The 16213-nt window shown below is 48.0% G+C and carries 16 protein-coding genes and 1 pseudogene; 3 read left to right on the top strand and 14 right to left on the bottom strand.

Annotation, left to right across the window (positions count from 1 at the left end; genetic code table 11):
* Window positions 1-164: 164 nt before the first annotated feature.
* The 3 genes from BM058_RS13865 to BM058_RS13855 form a co-directional block, all read right to left on the bottom strand.
* Window positions 165-770, bottom strand: coding sequence for a hypothetical protein (locus tag BM058_RS13865; RefSeq protein WP_090927651.1), 606 nt, complete (start codon window positions 768-770; stop codon window positions 165-167).
* A gap of 151 nt (window positions 771-921) precedes the next feature.
* A complete protein-coding gene (locus tag BM058_RS13860) occupies window positions 922-1119 on the bottom strand; it encodes a hypothetical protein (protein WP_090927650.1) in 198 nt (65 codons plus the stop codon).
* 159 nt (window positions 1120-1278) lie between these two features.
* A complete protein-coding gene (locus tag BM058_RS13855; RefSeq protein WP_090927649.1) occupies window positions 1279-1998 on the bottom strand; it encodes a Na-translocating system protein MpsC family protein in 720 nt (239 codons plus the stop codon).
* A 278-nt stretch (window positions 1999-2276) separates the two neighbouring features.
* Here BM058_RS13855 and nagE point away from each other — a divergent pair, with 278 nt between their 5' ends.
* Window positions 2277-4109, top strand: coding sequence for an N-acetylglucosamine-specific PTS transporter subunit IIBC (nagE, locus tag BM058_RS13850; protein ID WP_090927648.1), 1833 nt, complete (start codon window positions 2277-2279; stop codon window positions 4107-4109).
* Window positions 4110-4810: 701 nt separating this feature from the next.
* Here nagE and BM058_RS13845 read toward each other — a convergent pair.
* The 4 genes from BM058_RS13845 to nagA form a co-directional block, all read right to left on the bottom strand.
* On the bottom strand, window positions 4811-5530 hold the full coding sequence (locus BM058_RS13845; protein WP_090927674.1) for an SIS domain-containing protein: 720 nt from the start codon (window positions 5528-5530) through the stop codon (window positions 4811-4813).
* Between the two features lie 107 nt (window positions 5531-5637).
* Window positions 5638-6360, bottom strand: coding sequence for a phosphonate metabolism transcriptional regulator PhnF (gene phnF, locus BM058_RS13840; RefSeq protein ID WP_090927647.1), 723 nt, complete (start codon window positions 6358-6360; stop codon window positions 5638-5640).
* On the bottom strand, window positions 6357-7121 hold the full coding sequence (nagB, locus tag BM058_RS13835; protein ID WP_090927646.1) for a glucosamine-6-phosphate deaminase: 765 nt from the start codon (window positions 7119-7121) through the stop codon (window positions 6357-6359). Before nagB ends, phnF begins: the two co-directional genes overlap by 4 nt.
* Window positions 7109-8302 (bottom strand): N-acetylglucosamine-6-phosphate deacetylase, encoded by a 1194-nt coding sequence (gene nagA / locus BM058_RS13830; RefSeq protein WP_090927645.1) that lies wholly within the window; start codon window positions 8300-8302, stop codon window positions 7109-7111. The genes nagB and nagA overlap by 13 nt, the downstream gene beginning before the upstream one ends.
* Window positions 8303-8619: 317 nt before the next feature.
* Between nagA and BM058_RS13825 the strand changes: the two genes are divergently transcribed.
* Entirely contained in the window at window positions 8620-9549 is a 930-nt protein-coding gene (locus tag BM058_RS13825; protein ID WP_090927644.1) for a nuclease-related domain-containing protein, read from the top strand.
* 150 nt (window positions 9550-9699) lie between these two features.
* On the opposite strand, the gene BM058_RS13820 is transcribed toward BM058_RS13825, so the two are convergent.
* From BM058_RS13820 to aroD, 6 genes are all read right to left on the bottom strand, one after another.
* A complete protein-coding gene (locus BM058_RS13820) occupies window positions 9700-10458 on the bottom strand; it encodes an IclR family transcriptional regulator (protein WP_090927643.1) in 759 nt (252 codons plus the stop codon).
* A 15-nt stretch (window positions 10459-10473) separates the two neighbouring features.
* Complete coding sequence (locus tag BM058_RS13815) at window positions 10474-11820, bottom strand: hypothetical protein (protein ID WP_090927642.1); 1347 nt, start codon at window positions 11818-11820, stop codon at window positions 10474-10476.
* Between the two features lie 92 nt (window positions 11821-11912).
* Window positions 11913-12551 carry a bifunctional 4-hydroxy-2-oxoglutarate aldolase/2-dehydro-3-deoxy-phosphogluconate aldolase gene (locus BM058_RS13810; RefSeq protein ID WP_090927641.1) on the bottom strand — a complete coding sequence of 213 codons (639 nt, stop codon included), beginning with the start codon at window positions 12549-12551 and terminating at the stop codon, window positions 11913-11915.
* A gap of 13 nt (window positions 12552-12564) precedes the next feature.
* Window positions 12565-13521 carry a sugar kinase gene (locus BM058_RS13805; protein WP_090927640.1) on the bottom strand — a complete coding sequence of 319 codons (957 nt, stop codon included), beginning with the start codon at window positions 13519-13521 and terminating at the stop codon, window positions 12565-12567.
* A 355-nt stretch (window positions 13522-13876) separates the two neighbouring features.
* On the bottom strand, window positions 13877-14467 hold the full coding sequence (locus BM058_RS13800; protein ID WP_090927639.1) for a shikimate kinase: 591 nt from the start codon (window positions 14465-14467) through the stop codon (window positions 13877-13879).
* A 32-nt stretch (window positions 14468-14499) separates the two neighbouring features.
* On the bottom strand, window positions 14500-15258 hold the full coding sequence (gene aroD, locus BM058_RS13795; protein WP_090927638.1) for a type I 3-dehydroquinate dehydratase: 759 nt from the start codon (window positions 15256-15258) through the stop codon (window positions 14500-14502).
* Window positions 15259-15388: 130 nt separating this feature from the next.
* On the opposite strand from aroD, the gene BM058_RS13790 reads away from it, so the two are divergent.
* Window positions 15389-16024, top strand: a complete 636-nt coding sequence (locus BM058_RS13790; protein ID WP_090927637.1) for a hypothetical protein — start codon at window positions 15389-15391, stop codon at window positions 16022-16024.
* On the opposite strand, the pseudogene BM058_RS18340 reads toward BM058_RS13790, so the two are convergent.
* Window positions 16021-16213 (bottom strand): annotated as a pseudogene (locus tag BM058_RS18340) (ISLre2 family transposase); the annotation flags it as partial. The gene BM058_RS13790 and the pseudogene BM058_RS18340 sit on opposite strands and share 4 nt — an antisense overlap.

Here is a 16213-nt window from a genome sequence, read left to right as displayed (position 1 = left end):
TAAAAAAAGTGCATACCGCTTGTAATGGTGGAAGTTCGACAGAAGACATCCCATTCTTTGTACATACGGCGGCCCTTGCAGCTGAATTCCGGAAACCCCCATCGCATGATGCGTTCCTATCTATTAAAAAAGCCTGGGCAGAGCCAGGCCGTACTTCTAACGAATTATATTTCTATGGTTTTTTCAGTTACAACTTTTTCTATAATGTCATCTCTGCCGACTGTTGCAGATGTGATATACCTGCTTTTCTGCAAAGATTCAGGGCTTTCCAACATTCCAAGCTGGAAGGCAGCGCGGAACAGAAGCGTTACAAATTGACGCAGCGTTGACGTTTGATACGTCGCATAGGATTTCAATGTTTCTGAAAACTGATCGAAAAAGTCTTTTGAACTGAAGGAATCCTGATGCCGCCATTCTTCCAGCTTGTCGAGGAATACTTTAAAAAACGCCATATCAACTGAATATGTCTGAGGGGATTTTCTGAATTTTATTATATTCCTATCCTCTATGTAATAGATTGTAATACCAACTTTATCGGGCTTTTCCGAAGACGCTTTTTCCGTCGAGGTTCTTTTTGCTGCAGTGTTTATCTCCCGTTTTTCCGTCAAACGGGACGTATTTTCTGCAGCAGGTACTGCTTCCTGAATAAAAGCCTCTAGAGCATCCAGCTGACGTAAGTGGTGTACAGCCTGCTCCGCGCGGTCAAACTGTTGATTATCTATAGCATTTTGCACAATATCACGTAGTTTCTGTTTTTCTTCCAATGACAAGCATAAAACTCCTTTCTTTCCCTACGACTTCCATCGTGGTATACATTTCCATAATATAATATTTCTTTTATAATATTATACCCATACATACCGAAAAGAAGAAAGATTTTTTTAAAACTCCTGCAGCAAAACATAGATCCATTATTTTCCTTTATTTCACAATAAAAGAATTACTGTGATAACAGTTTTCACAAACCATATAACCTTTGGTTTTTATGAGTGTATCTATGTCATCTTTACTGTGAGATACTTCCCGCTCCTCAAGCGGTGTTTCATTAAATCGGCAGGCGTCTCCTGCATAAGCTGTTTTATGAATTAGTTTTTGTTTATGATCGATTAAATACTTCAAATGATTTCATCCTTTCTGTTGCGGTTTAAACAAACGTTTGATGAAAGCCTGACGTGAAGGAAAGCAACCTAAGTCTAAAAATGCCGGTGTAATACACTGTTGACCCAAATAAAAAAAGCCGAAAAGGAGTCATATCTCCTCTTCGGCTTATGTTTGGCTCTATTCGTCCAACTCATTTCCACCGTATGGCTGGTCAGGCTGTAAAATAATGATAATGTAGCTTTTATCAATGTTAAAATCCCAGTCGACAAAAATATCTTTCACCTTGCTTCCCAGGATTTTTTCAAATTCACTGGCATGCAGCAGTCTCTTTTCCAATTGTCTTTTAGAAAGCTTCAACTGCTCTTCAAAACCTCTGCTGATCAGTTCCTTTTCAATTTTTACAAGGATACCGACCCTGGTAATAATGAGGGTTCTATCATTTAAGAGACAGGAATCCACCGCTTCCGGCCATTTCTCCGCCTGCATGCTCACCTGCCCGATTTGTTCATGAACCGCTTCTTTTTTCTCGTAATTTTCAAGAAGAACGTCTCTTTCACCGTCTTCATTTACCATTTCACCGACGAGTATGCCGGTTTTATGGTGAAGCGACCAATCGTAATACATTTCTTTGATATCCAGCCCGGCACTCGCCTTCAGCGTAGCCTTGATATCGGGAAGAAGTTCCTGCATCAGCAGGTCTCTTGTTTCTTCCACTTTCATGGCTTTATTCTGATTAATTAAAACCCGTTCCATCGGGGCCAGGAAATCACTCAGGTAAATGGTGATAAACGGTCGTTTTATCGAAACGTAGACCGATGACGGTCCCTTGCCGAAATTGTCGCGGAGCAGCTTCCCCGTGTAACTTGCAATTTCAGCCTGAATCGAGTTCTTTTCCATGACTATCATTCCTTTTATGTAGACAGAGACCTTTTTTTCTCTATCCTGTATTATATTATAAAGACTATAATGAAGTACTTAAAGTGAAAAACTTTTTTTATATAAAATACGAGTGAAGTAATAAATATACCCCGGGTATGAAGGCTTAAAACATTGTTCTTTATTAAAAGGAATAAGCTGGTATAGACAACTATAAGTATAGATGCTAAAATGTTTTTACATTTACTTTGAAATTATTTTTAAACCTTCACACATTAAAAAGAAAGGGGTTTCACGTCATGCTTGACTTTCTACAGCGTATCGGGAAAGCATTGATGCTTCCCATCGCAACACTTCCTGCCGCCGCTTTGCTGCAGCGCCTGGGGCAGGATGACCTTCTCGACATTTCTTTTATGGCCGCTGCAGGTTCTGCGCTATTTGACAACCTGCCGCTGCTTTTTGCCATCGGGGTTGCCGTCGGGCTGTCCAAAGACGGAAACGGTGCTGCCGGTCTTGCCGGTGTCATTTCGTTTTTTGTCCTGCAGGAAGGATCAGCCGCGATCAATGAAAATATTGATCCAGGCTTCCTCGGAGGAATCATCTCAGGGATTACAGCCGGACTCTTATACAACCGGTTCCATGATATTAAACTGCCGAACTGGCTTGGCTTTTTCGGAGGGAGGCGGTTTGTACCGATTATAACCGCTGCAGTCACAGTTCTTCTGGCCGGTATATTCGGGTTTATCTGGCCGCCGGTCCAAGGGCTTATCGATGCTGTCGGCCAGTGGATTATTAATGCGGGGGCTGTTGGAGTGGGAGTGTACGGCTTCTTAAACCGTTTGTTGATTCCGATTGGTCTTCACCACGTGCTGAACAGTCTCGTATGGTTTGAATTTGGTTCCTATCAAGGAGCGACAGGAGATTTGGACCGTTTCTTTGCCGGAGACCCGACTGCTGGAATATTCATGGCCGGGATGTTTCCGATGATGATGTTCGGTCTGCCTGCCGCCTGTCTTGCGATGATTCTGGCAGCAAAACCGGAAAAACGCGCCCAGGTGTCCGGTCTTCTCGGCGGCCTTGCGCTTACTTCTTTTTTAACTGGTATTACCGAACCGATTGAGTTTTCTTTCATGTTTATCTCGCCGCTGCTGTATGTCGTTCATGCTTTGCTGACAGCCGCTTCCATGGTTGTCACCTACCTGGCGGGAACACTGCATGGTTTCGGTTTTTCAGCCGGTGCTTTTGACTACGTTCTAAACTTCAACCTGGCAACCAAACCATTACTGCTCGCTGGGATAGGAATTATTTTCGGCATTATCTATTTCGTCGTTTTCTACGGAATGATCAAGGGATTAAATCTGAAAACACCGGGCCGTGAGGATGATGAGGAAGAAGCTGTTGTACACGAAGGCGATGATAAGTACAATACAATGGCCCAGGAATACGTCGCCGCCATCGGAGGTTATGACAACATTCAATCCATCGATAACTGTGTCACCCGGCTTCGTCTGCAGATGAACGATATGGATCAAGTAGATGAAGACCGTCTGAAGCGCAACGGTGCCAAAGGTGTTATGAAAGTCAATAACACAAATCTTCAAATCATCGTTGGTACAGACGTGGAATTTGTAGCCGACGCCATGCGGAATAATCAAACAACCGGTGTAACGGCCGGGGCTGGTCAATCTGTTCTCTCCAGTCCATTAGCAGGAACTGTTCTTCCTCTCGCACAAGTGGCCGATGAAGCTTTCTCAAGCGGAGCTCTCGGCAAAGGAACTGCGGTAGTACCGGAAGAAGGAAGACTGTACGCACCGGCAGACGGTACGATCAGCACAGTCTTCCCTACCCACCATGCTTACGGTATAACTACGGAGGGAGGATATGAGGTACTGCTTCATATCGGACTGAACACCGTAGAGTTAAAAGGAGAACACTACACTCCTTATGTAGAACAGGGGGAACAAGTGAAGAAAGGACAGCTGCTGGCTGAATTTGATATAAAGCAGATTCAGGATGCCGGTTATGATATCACCACTCCGATTATTATAACCAACGCAGACAATTCTCTTCAGGTTACCGGACCGGTGGAAACGTCCATTAAAACCGGGGATAACCTGCTTACCCTCCAATAGTCCTCATCATGTCATAAGAGTCTGGGACAAAACCTGTAAAAGAAGCGAAAAATGCCGAACGTTTTTTTAAAATCGTTCGGCATTTTTCGTTGCTGAGACAAACCGCTGCGCCAAAACGCTTCGCTTTTACTCCAGAGCACAAGGGCGGCATCGATTCGCCGGGGCTCATCGTGTCTTCTTTGCACTCCGGAGTACAAGGGCGACATCGGTTCGCTGGGGCTCACCGTGTCTTCTTTGCACCCGGCCGTTTCAGGACCCGTTGGCCGGCATCGAAACAACACTTGAACGGATCCGTCCGTACGGACGCAGAAAATGCGGGCGTTTGTTTGCTGTGTTCAGGTTGGGGGAACGGACATTTGTTGCAATTGGGTTCTAAGGCACTTTAGGGGGAAAAGGAACCCCTAAAACGTCGTTGGGCACATCGCCGAAGGCATTTTATAGTACCCGGCGCGTCCATAAACGTCACTTTGAATGATTCCGAAGGCACTTTAGAGGGTTTGGTGCCCCGGTAAACGTCATTAGCCTGTGGAAGTACGTCACGTGCGGGCGCTGACCTGACCGCACATCCTGCGGGGACGCGCGACTCGTGCTGTTTGTAGCAGGAGTCAAAGCATGTTGGCTACACTGCTGTACGATGGTTGAACAACGCCGCCGGACATTCGTGTTTCTCCTCCGCCTATTTTATTTCTGTCCCAGACTTTTTATTTTAACAGTGGAATCCGCTCTTTATATTTTTCTACGAGGTTTTGGTTATGTTCATCCGCCCCGTCGACATTTCCGGATAGAAAAACCGGAGGCTCCTCCCCATTTTCAGCGAGGTGTTCAATCACACCGGCAAACATGGTCTGGAGAATGACGGCTCCTATGACCGTAGATGTTGCTGCATATGGCTCCGGAACGTTTGGGTGCGTGAGCAGCGCGTCCCCTCTTCGACACAAGTTGTCGAGTACCATATCGACCGATTCATACAGCCGCCTGCCGCTTTCGTGACGGGAAGGCTGACTTTTAGAATAGTCTATCGACGTAATGGCAATCACAGTCAGTCCTTTTTCTTTTCCGTACTCCGCAGCGTCAATCGGCACCGGGTTCCGTCCGGATGTAGAAATGACAATAAGAGCATCCCCGGGTTCAAGCGAATGCTGATTCAGAAAATCCCGGATATAATGATGTTTGCGTTCATTACGCGACGCCTGAACCGCTCCTTCATGAAGCATCAATGATTCCTCCAGCAAAGGATTTACAGGTACCAAACCTCCCGAACGATAAAACACTTCTTCGCTCAGCAAGTGGGAATGGCCGGCGCCGAACACATGAATAATACCATCATTGCTTATCGTTTCCGCCAGGTACTCCACTGCTTTTTTCATTGATTCCGCCTGATTTTCCTGCAGCAGTTCAAGATCTTTCTGAACCTCCTCCATGTAACGAAACACAGGTACCGTCCCCTTTTATAAACAAGCTTGGTATTATGTACAGATTACCACAAAAAACACGTAAAAAAGAACCGGTATCGCATCACCGGTTCATTTCATCTTGGCATATTTATTGTAAACTTATACCTGTCTCCCCGATAAGCCGATTTCACGTACTCGAGCGGGCTCCCGTCTTCTAAATAGGTAATTCGTTGAATAAGAAGCACCGGCGCGCCTTCTTCGATAGCTAATCTTTCTGCTTCTTCCGTGTTGGCAAGCGATGCTTCAAATGTCTGCTCGCCGTCCACGATTTTCACTCCTTTTTCCTGTTCCAGAAAGGAGTAAATCGACCGGTTTTCCACGTCTTCCGGAATGTCTCCGGCCAGTTCCCGGTTGATAAAGGTCGTTTCGTACGCCATCGGAACGTCGTCAGCGAGGCGTACGCGCTTGATTTCATACACCTTGGTTTCGGGTTTGATCTGCAGGGCTTCTGCTGCTTTCCGCGGCGCCGTGCGGAGCTGATACTGAATCAACGTACTTCCCGGTTCAAGGCCGCGTGCTTTCATGTCTTCGGTGAAACTCGTGAGCCCCTGCAGCGGCTGCTCAATTTTTGGTTCAGCGACAAAGGTGCCTTTGCCCTTTTCCCTCATGAGCACTCCTTCATTGGCGAGTTCTGTCACCGCCTGCCGGACGGTCATACGGCTCACATCAAAGTCTTCGGAAAAAATCCGCTCCGACGGCAGCATATCGCCCGGATTCCACTCGCCGGTTTCTATTTTTTTACGTATCATTTCCTGTATTTGATAATATATCGGCAGGGGTGAGTTTTTATCTATCATCTCGTTTCCCTCTCCCTTCCTTCAGAGACCCATTTATTGAACGAAACACCTGATAACGCAGCTTCATCCGCAATTATTGTAACATATGGGTGCTTCTGAAGAACGGATGCAGGAAAATCCTCACTTATTTTTCCTTCAAGAAGGTTGGTTACGGCCTCTTGTTTCCGGGTGCCGGAAGCAAGAAGCATAATACGGCGGCTTTCCATAATTGTTTGAATCCCCATCGTCACCGCATGATGCGGTACCTCTTCCTTCTCATCAAAAAACCGGGCGTTGGCTTCGCGGGTGGATGGTTTTAATTCCACGATATGCGTTCTCGAATCAAACGAACTGCCGGGTTCATTAAAGCCGATATGTCCGTTCTCTCCTATGCCGAGGAGCTGCAGGTCGATGCCGCCGCTCTCCTGGATATGGTTTTCATATCTCCCGGCTTCTTTCTGGAGATCATCGGCATCTCCTCTTGGCAGATGCGTCTGATTGGCACCGAGTTGAAGCGGCAGAAATAGTTTTTCTTTCATATAAAAATGATAACTATTCGGATGTTCCGGGGGGAGCCCCGCGTATTCATCGAGATTAAATGTCTGCAGACGGGAAAGAGGAACGCTGCCAGCTTCACGGATCAACGCCTGATACGTCCCTTCCGGCGTCCCGCCGGTAGCAAGACCGAGAACGATTGCGGGTTGTTTGTTTATTTCTTCTGCAATCAGAGAGGCGGCCTTTTCGCTCATGTCCTGATAGTCTTTGGCTGCTATGACTTCCATGCTGTTCCCTCCTGTTGATAAGCGAGTGTTCCCCGGCACCACGTACGGCTGACGTCACCGTTACGCTTAAGAAGCACCATATCGGCGTCCATCCCGGGATGCAGGGTTCCTTTGCGCGTCAACCCCAGTTTAGCGGCGGCATTTTTTGAGGTCACGGCCACTGCTTCCTCCAAGGTGCATCCGGTAAAGTCCATCATATTCCGCAGTGCTTCATTCATCTTCAGCATGCTTCCGGCAATCGTACCATCCTCTAGATAAGGTCTGTTTCCTTCCACCGTCACGCTCTGGCCTCCGAGATCATACGTGCCGTTCTGCAGGCATTTGGCGCGGATCGAATCTGTTATTAACAGCATGTCCGCCGCCCCTTTTAGACGAAAAGCCATATTCACCATCGCGGGATGGACGTGCACCCCATCAGCAATCACTTCCGTCGTCAGCCGCTTGTTTAACAGCGCAGCAGAAGCAAGACCCGGATCGCGGTGATGAAGCCCGCTCATTCCGTTAAACAGGTGCGTCACATGCGACACCCCGTCGACCGCTGCCTGATCCACCTCTTCCAGGCCGGCATCCGAGTGGGCTGCCGCTGTGACAATGCCGCACTGCGACAGATAACGGATGAGGGCATGGTCCGGATCCTGCTCCGGAGCGAGAGACACCCATTTGATCAAACCATCCGCGGCCTCCTGCCACTGCTGGAATAAAGCAGGATCAGCTTTCTGTAGATGTTCTTTTGGCTGCGCCCCCGCTTTTTCTGCCGTGAAAAAAGGTCCTTCGAGGTGGACGCCGAGCATTTCCGCGCCAGCTTCAGGTTGATCCGCCGGGAATGCCGCCGCGTTCTCCAGTGCTCTTGTAATGGCATCATTATGCTGCGTGATCGTCGTCGCGAGAAAAGACGTCGTTCCTTCGGATGGGAGGGTTTCGGATATGTTACGCAGAGCCTCCGGGGTCCCGTCCATCACATCGGCGTTATTGGTGCCGTGAATGTGCACATCAATCATGCCGGGAACGAGCACCTCATCCGCACCGGTTTCTATCTCCACTGTTTCCGGCGTTCCCGCTGCGCGGACACCCTGATCATCCCCGACAGCGGCTATGACACCATTTTTCACATGGACATAGGCATGCTCCCATCTGCCGTCCGGGTTGATAACTGTCACATCCCGAAGGATAAAATCATCCATTCCAAACCCTCCCCAAGCATCGTCGCTATCCTTATTGTAACAGGAAGGAAATATAGTTGTCTATACCATTAATGTTATATAATCTGACTAAAGAGTCACTTTTCGTATGATTTTATGGCATTATGAGTGGTAGATCAGCTCTAACCTTCACAATCTTCATCTATGCACTGGAAAGTGACTCCTACGATCATTCTACACGTCTCCATTTTAAAAAAATCCATTAAGAGTAACGCTTAGAACAAATCCAGCAAAAAATGACTTGATTTTTTTACCTTTAATGATTATGATTACCTTACTCTATAGAGAGGAAGTGAGATATGATACACAAACCCTGTGCTCCTTCTGAGGAATTGCTGCGACTCCGTTATCTAAATAGAAGAATGAACCTGGAACCAAAGGACAAGCTTCACTACAATCACCTGGAAAAAGGGCATGAAGGAGAGAAAAAAGCAGGAAACTGGCTGAAGACCATCGACAGGGATGCGATTATTCTGCATGACCTACTTCTTGAAATGAACAACAGCATTTTTCAAATAGATTTTCTTGTTATAACCTGGAGAACAATATACATGTTTGAAGTGAAAAATTACGACGGAAACTTCATATTGGAAGAAAACCGCTGGTACATTCTAAACGGAAAAGAAATCAAAAACCCGCTCCTGCAGCTGGAGAGAACCGAGTCATTACTTAGGCAGCTGTTTCAATCACATAACTGGGCTGTTCCGATTGAATCCTATCTTCTGTTCATGAATCCCCACTTTATGCTGTATCAGTCCCCGCCGGATCTGCCAATTATTTTCCCCGCACAACACCAGAGTTTTATGGAGACGTTGAACCAACCCCGCCCTCCGTTATCCCCAGAACAAACGCAGCTGGCTCAAGAACTGCTCACCCTTCACATCTCTTCTTCCCCCTACCGGATAATGCCCGAGTATTCGTGGGATTCATTGAAAAAAGGTATCATCTGCCCGGACTGCGACACTTTTGTGCAATTTCACAATTACAATGTGTGGTGTCCTGTATGCAGACAGAGGAGTTCACTCGAAAACACCGTGCTGGGCAGCGTGAAAGAATTTCAGCTGTTATTTCCTGATAAACGCATCACGACACCTTTGATATATGAGTGGACCGGGATACAAGGGGACAAACAACGCATTCAGCGTATTCTTGCTAAACATTTCAACAAGCAAAAACAAGGTCGGCACACGTATTACGTGCAAAATAAAACATCTATTCCATCATTGTGACTCTTAGAATTTCTCTAAGCGTTACAATACCTCCTGTTTCTTAAAAAAGTGCATCTTAGATCCTCTCTAACCTGTACTTTATCCTATCATCCCCCGTATTGTGACCCTTAGACACCTCCCGCATCAGCGCGCACCGGCCAACCACCCCAGTCAATACCCATACCCGAGCTTCCGGGACACGTCCATGGCGGTTTGTTTAAGCTTTTCAATACAGCCGTCCACCGCATCTTCGCCAGTGCGCATGGTGAGGGTGGAAATGCTGATGGCGGCGGTGACCCGGCCGGTTTGGTCCCGGATAGGGACTGCTGCACAACGCACGCCGGGCTCATTTTCTTCCCGGTCCTCCGCGTACCCCTGGTCCCGGACATTCTGAATCTCTTTACGGAATGCGGCGGCGCTTGTAATCGTACGTTCGGTCCGGCGTATAAACACATAGTCTTCAAGCAGAGCATCGATCTCTTCGTCAGGACAAAAAGCAATCAGAGCTTTACCTACGCCGCTGCAGTGCAGAGGCACGCGGCGTCCGATGCGGGAATAAAAAACAACCGCCGACGGCTGCTCCACTTTATCAATATAGACACCTTCGCGTCCGTCCTGAATCACAAGATGAACCGTCTGGTGCACATCCCGGGACAGTTCATACAAAGAGTCCTGCGCCACGCTTCGGAGATCGCGGCTGCGAATCACATGGTTGCCGCGTTCAAACAATTTCATGCCGAGGCGGTACCGGCCCGATTCCCCTGCCTGTTCTATGTACTGATGTTTTTCCAGTGTTTTTAACAGCGAATGGACAGTGCTTTTATGGAGATGGAGTTGTTCGCTGATATCGGTGTTTTTCAGTTCCGTTACATTATCATCAAATAAATCAAGAATCTGCAGGGCGCGGTCGACGGATTGAATAATCGGCATCAAACGACCTCCTTTCTAAAACACGTATTGAATAAGCAGAGCAAGCACCGTCCCTCCACTGCTGAATAACAGGGCGGCAGGAAGATTCCAAAGCGAGATGCGGTATGGATTCTGTTGAAGAAGCATACCAGTCAGCGAGACGGTGATGTTAAACGGTCCTGCCATGACCGTGGACAACCCGGATGTAATCAGAACCACCGCCGCTCCGGCCGGCGCGATATTTCCAAGCAGCGGCTGCAGCATCTCTCCTGCCAGAGTGATGGTGACAATCGGATGAAAACCTATCATCGCAAGCGCCAGGAACATAACCTGAATGGATACGAATAACAGCACTGGACTATTTTCCAAAAATAAGAACGGATACTGCAGCCAGTCCATCCACACCGTTTCTTCGAGTACACTGATGAAAAATCCGACAGATAAAAACAGCACCATATAGTTCTGCATAGATGCCGTCCGCTGTTTCCAATTTTTCAAACCATATACCAAAAACGAACGGATTCTGCCAATCGCCAGGGCCCACCCAAAGGAAAAAGGAACAATAACCAGCGCCACCGTCTCGAGAAACGATACCGGCAGCACACGTTGCAGGAGAACCACAGATGCAATAAATAAGATCAGAAAAAAGGACAACCCTGCAATCTTGCGGTACACCTTACTCATATTCACAGGACGGGCTTCGAGGGAAGCTTTAATATGCCGGTATTTCCTCCCGCTGACCAAAGTGATCAACAAGAACACACCGGCAAAAAGAAGCAGAAGCGGCAGCAGCTTCAGGTAACCGGCCCCTGTTATGTCCACCGATATCGCAACAAGCAGCTCCATCGGACTCCATACAAGACACAACGCATACCCACGGAGCATCGCCGAACTGATAAATCGGGCGGAGAGCTTCGCGCTTTGTTCACGCAGGTTACGGCGCAGAACGTGAATAACGAGAGGCAGGGTGCCGATGTTCAAAAACGTCCCTATTAAAAAAGAAACCCCCGCTGCACGCCGGTACAGCTGACCGAGGTGGGAAATGTTGGTTTTCAGCAGTTTATTGACTTTCTGATCATAACGTCCAACCACGATCACACTGTTCATAAACGGCAGTACATAAAATACCATAATCAGCATGACCATGGACGTCATATAATGCGGAAATGCACGCACCGGGAGCCCTTCCGCCCAGGCAGCCGCAAGTGCTGTCGCGAGAAATACCGCAGCCGTTCCTTTGTACAGACGCCCGGCCTTTGGAAAAGAAACGATAACCGATACTGCCGCAGTCAGGCCTGTCAGATAGGACAGCCATACTGCTTCTGTGAAAAGGGAAACAGCGTAAGACCCCGTCAGGACGCTGTATAACAATATATACATCATAATAAACGTTCCTTCATTATCCTAAAGCTAAAAAAAACAAAGCAGCGCGTCCTCCTTTTTCGAAAACGCCCTGCTCTGCTGTATTTCCCGGCTTATTTTACGGCTTGATGGAAGGCGTCGGTGAAAGCCTGTGCCCGTTTGGTGAGAGCCGCTTTTTCATCGCTGTTCCAGGGATTCTTCGTATTAACAAGGGCGCTTCCCACTCCAACGGCGACAGCTCCCTGATCCATGTAATCCTTCAGGTTTTCCGTTGTAATGCCGCCGGTCGGCATTAATGGAATATGAGGAAGCGGCCCCTTGATATCTTTCAGGTAGGACGGGCCGAACTGGTTAGCCGGAAAGACTTTAATAACATCTGCTCCGCTTTCATAGGCATTCAGTATTTCCGTCGGAGTCATAGCACCAGGAATGCTGATCACCCCGTACCGCTTGGACATCCGAATTGTTTCCGGATTCACGGTAGGTGAAAAGATAAACTGGGCTCCCGACATAATCGCCGAGCGTGCCGTCTCAGGATCGAGCACCGTGCCGGCTCCTGTAATTAATTCATTTCCATAGGATTTGCGCAGTTTCTCGATGGCAGCCAGAACATTCGGGGTTTCCATCGTAATTTCAAGCGTCCGCACGCCGCCTTCCAGAAGCGCTTCCGCCATATCCTCTATATTGTCCGGATCGGCTCCGCGGATGATGGCCACCACTCCGTTTTCTTTAATATCCTGAATGGATGTCATATGCGTATCCTCCTTAACGCCGCACATCTTCTGTGCCGCTGTCTTTGTTCACTAATGCTTCCACGTCTCCGCGTTCCGGCAGGCCTTCTACATCCCCTTCCGCCTGGGTAACAAGCGCGCCCACTGCATTACCCCGCTGCACAGCGTTTTCCGTTGAAAGCCCGTCGATCAGGCCGGACAGATAACCGGCGGCAAATCCGTCTCCTGCTCCCACCGGGTCGACCACTGTTTCAACATCAAAAGACGGAATAAATGCCGATCCATTTTTGTTGAAATGATAGGTGCCTTTGCTTCCCGCCTTCAACACGACGTCACCGGCTCCCTGCTGTAAAAAGAGACGCCCCAGTTCATCGGGGTTCTTTGTACCAAACAGAAAATCCCCTTCATCAATACCCGGCAGCACGATATCCGCCAGCGCAGCCAGTTCAAGCAGGGTGCTGCGTGCCTCTTCTTCGCTCCATAACGAGCGCCGCAGGTTCGGATCAAAAACAACTGTGACGCCGTGTTCTTTGGCCGTTTTGACAGCTTCGGGCAGCATGTTCCGGCAGCTGCTGCTGAGCGCCGGTGTGATGCCGCTGATATGTAAGTAATCCGCCTGTTTTATATAATTTTCATCGAGGTCAGCTGTACTCAGGCGGCTTGCCGCCGAGCCTTTCCGGTAATACTGCACACGTATATCACCGGCCTTTCGGAATTCCTTGAAATACAGACCTGTCGGGGCTTCTTTGTCGAAGGTGACGCAGTCGGTGTTCACTCCTTCGCCCCGGATAAAGTGAAGCATTGCTTTCCCAAGTTCATCGTCGCCGACACGGCTGATCCAGCCCGCCTGATGACCAAGCCTCGCCAGCCCAATGGCCATATTCGATTCTGCTCCTCCAAACTTCCGGGAGTAGGAATGAGCATACCTCATCAGTCCGTTTTGATCCGGGGTGAACAGAGCCATCGTCTCCCCTATCGTAACAACATTCATTCCTGCACCTCCAATTGTTTTATAATATAAAACATCGTTCTGTCATGATAATTCTATCGTATACCACCGCAAAAGAATCGTCAATTTCCTATACAAAAGAGACTGAGACAAAAGGGACTAATGTTGGTGAAAACCGAACATTTATAAACCTGAATGAAGAAGCACTCTTATAGCGTAGTCAAAACACGTAGACTCCTGTGGGAACAGCACGAGTCTCGATACCCCGCAGGAAGGACCTTTCTTCCGAGGAGGATCGAGCCGTGCCCACGGAAAGCGAAGTGTTTTGACGAAGCGGTGTAGAATGCGAAATATAAATTCCGAACGATTTCCTTAAGAATCGTTCGGAATTTTTCATTCATTTTAGATTTTTGTCCCTGCCTCTTTCATCCGGCATGTGGGTGGGATACCAGTCCCATCCGAGCTTGAGCAGATGTACGATTTCATCTGCAGCCGCTTCTTCGCTTTTTCCATCTGTGTCAATCTGCAGCGTGTTCAATGAATAGATTTGCCTGCGTTCATAGAAAAGAGTCTCCATTTCGTCCAACGTTTTATTCTGAAGGACAGGCCGGTTGTCCTGAATGAGAGGGAGACGTTCTTTCCATGTCTCCCAGCTCAAGTTTAACAGTATAACAATACCATATTTCATACAGACTTCTCTTATTTCAGGCTGGCTGTATGCCCCGCCGCCAAGGGCCAGAATCTTCAACCGTTCTTTTTCGCAAAGATGGACCGTTGCTTCCTTTTCGATTTCCCGAAACGTTTCCTCTCCTTTTTCACGGAAAATATCCGGAATACTCATGCCCTGCTGTTTTTCGATATATGTATCAACATCGATAAAATCCCTGTATAGTTTTTTCGACAGCAGGTTCCCAATCGTGGATTTACCTGACCCCATAAACCCTATTAAGACAATGTTTCTCTCTCGCAAAGCCGGCAGCTGCTCCATTTTCCTCCCCGCTTTCTATCATCATTTATCTTTTATACCAAGTACGTTTCCAACTCTCTCATCACATCAATCGGTATCTGCCCGGGCGCGGAGCTGTTTTTTCCCACTGCAAACGTGAACAGCGACCCGAACTGCCAGCCGGCTATCCTGGAGACGGCTCCCATCTTCCCCATTGACATCGTAATGACAGGAATGTCCAACTGTTCTTCTGCATCACGTGTTACCTTCAGAAGGGATAAAACATCATCCATCGTTTCAGGCATCACAGCAAGCTTAGCTGCATCCGCTCCAGCCTGCTCCATTTCTCTCAGCTGATTCATCATGTCCTCTTCGGACGGAGTGGCAGAAAAATCGTGATAGGAAACAATAAACACCACACCGTTTTCGCTGCAGATCGATTGAACTTCCTTTCGGTTCGCTTCGTCATGCTGCCGTTCATAATCCAGCATATTTACGTATCCACCGGAACACAACTGTCGATATAACTCGATTTTGTCCTGTTCTGCCATACATAATTTCTGTCCGCCCTCCTTTTCAGAGCGGATCGTGAATAGGAGAGGAGTGCCCTCCAGAGCTGTCTGCAGACGTCGAGCGGTGCGCACCACCTGCTCTGAATCAGAAAGGCTTTCAAAAAAGTCCGCCCTCCATTCCAGAAGATCCGGCTTTTTGAGCTTTGCAGATGCCGCTTCTTCCAAGATCCCCGTTTCTGTTCTCCCTGTCAGCGGCAGGCAAAGAGAAGGATGTCCGGTTAAAAACGTGCGGGTGCTGGTTTGAATTTTTTTGGCTCGCATCGCAGCCTCCTTATCTATTTTTATCCTCTTATCCAAAAATTTCGTCGATATATGTTACATTTCTTATGAAATATAAGCTATAATAAAACTATTATACTACATTTATTACTCAGAATGGCAGGTGTGGACTTTGGCAAAAGGGGAGTATGTTAACAAAAAGCGCTCAGAAGGATCTTTGCTTCTTGTTCTTCTGTTGGTTTTTCTGTTCACAGCAGCCGGCTGTCTCTTATTCATTTTCGCACCGCCCGCTGCAGAACCGGGTCTGCTTTCCTCACTCATTGGGTCTTTTGTTTTATTTGGCGGCGTTCATTTGTGCCTGCCATGGAACAGGAACTATTATATTTCGCTTGCTCCTGTCATTTTCTATGGTTCGTTTTTCGCCGCAGGACCGGCCGCGGCTTTTTTTGTTATGGCTGTGAGTTCTATCGTATTAAGCATATGGTTTCACCGCAAATCCTTTGCCCTGCTGGGTTTAATACGTATGAATATCATGCTTTCATTAAGCACAATCCTGGTCACAGTGTTTCAGCATTACAGCCGGTCTTTGTCTTTTGACAACCCCTCTACTCTTATCATAACAGCTTTTCATTTGATTCTCACCACTACTATATGCCTGGTCTGCGTCAAGTTTTTCTCGGTAAGCCTGAAAGACGGCAGTTTCCGGCCCTCTCTTGTTGTACACCGTGAATCTCCTACCGCGCTCCGCTTGGTGGCCTCGCCGGAAGGTCTGCTTTCTGGCGAAAACAGACCTTCCAGCGAGGGTTAGGAAAGGCTCTTTACCATATGGCCCATCGCTGTGGAATGGGCGGCATGCAGCGGTATGACACCGGCTGTCGTCCCGTTGGATGCCCGGGCCGGGTCCCGGAGAATATCGGTCATCCGTACCATGCGGGCCCATTGACGCTGCTGCCTTACCGAGCGCGGTTGATATCGATGCAGATAAGCCGCCCGCAGG

Origin of the sequence: Salibacterium qingdaonense (assembly GCF_900114715.1) — a bacterium.
Lineage (GTDB): Bacteria > Bacillota > Bacilli > Bacillales > Marinococcaceae > Salibacterium > Salibacterium qingdaonense.
The sequence above is the reverse complement of the archived record's forward strand: the minus strand, read 5'-3'. Positions and strand labels throughout refer to the sequence as shown.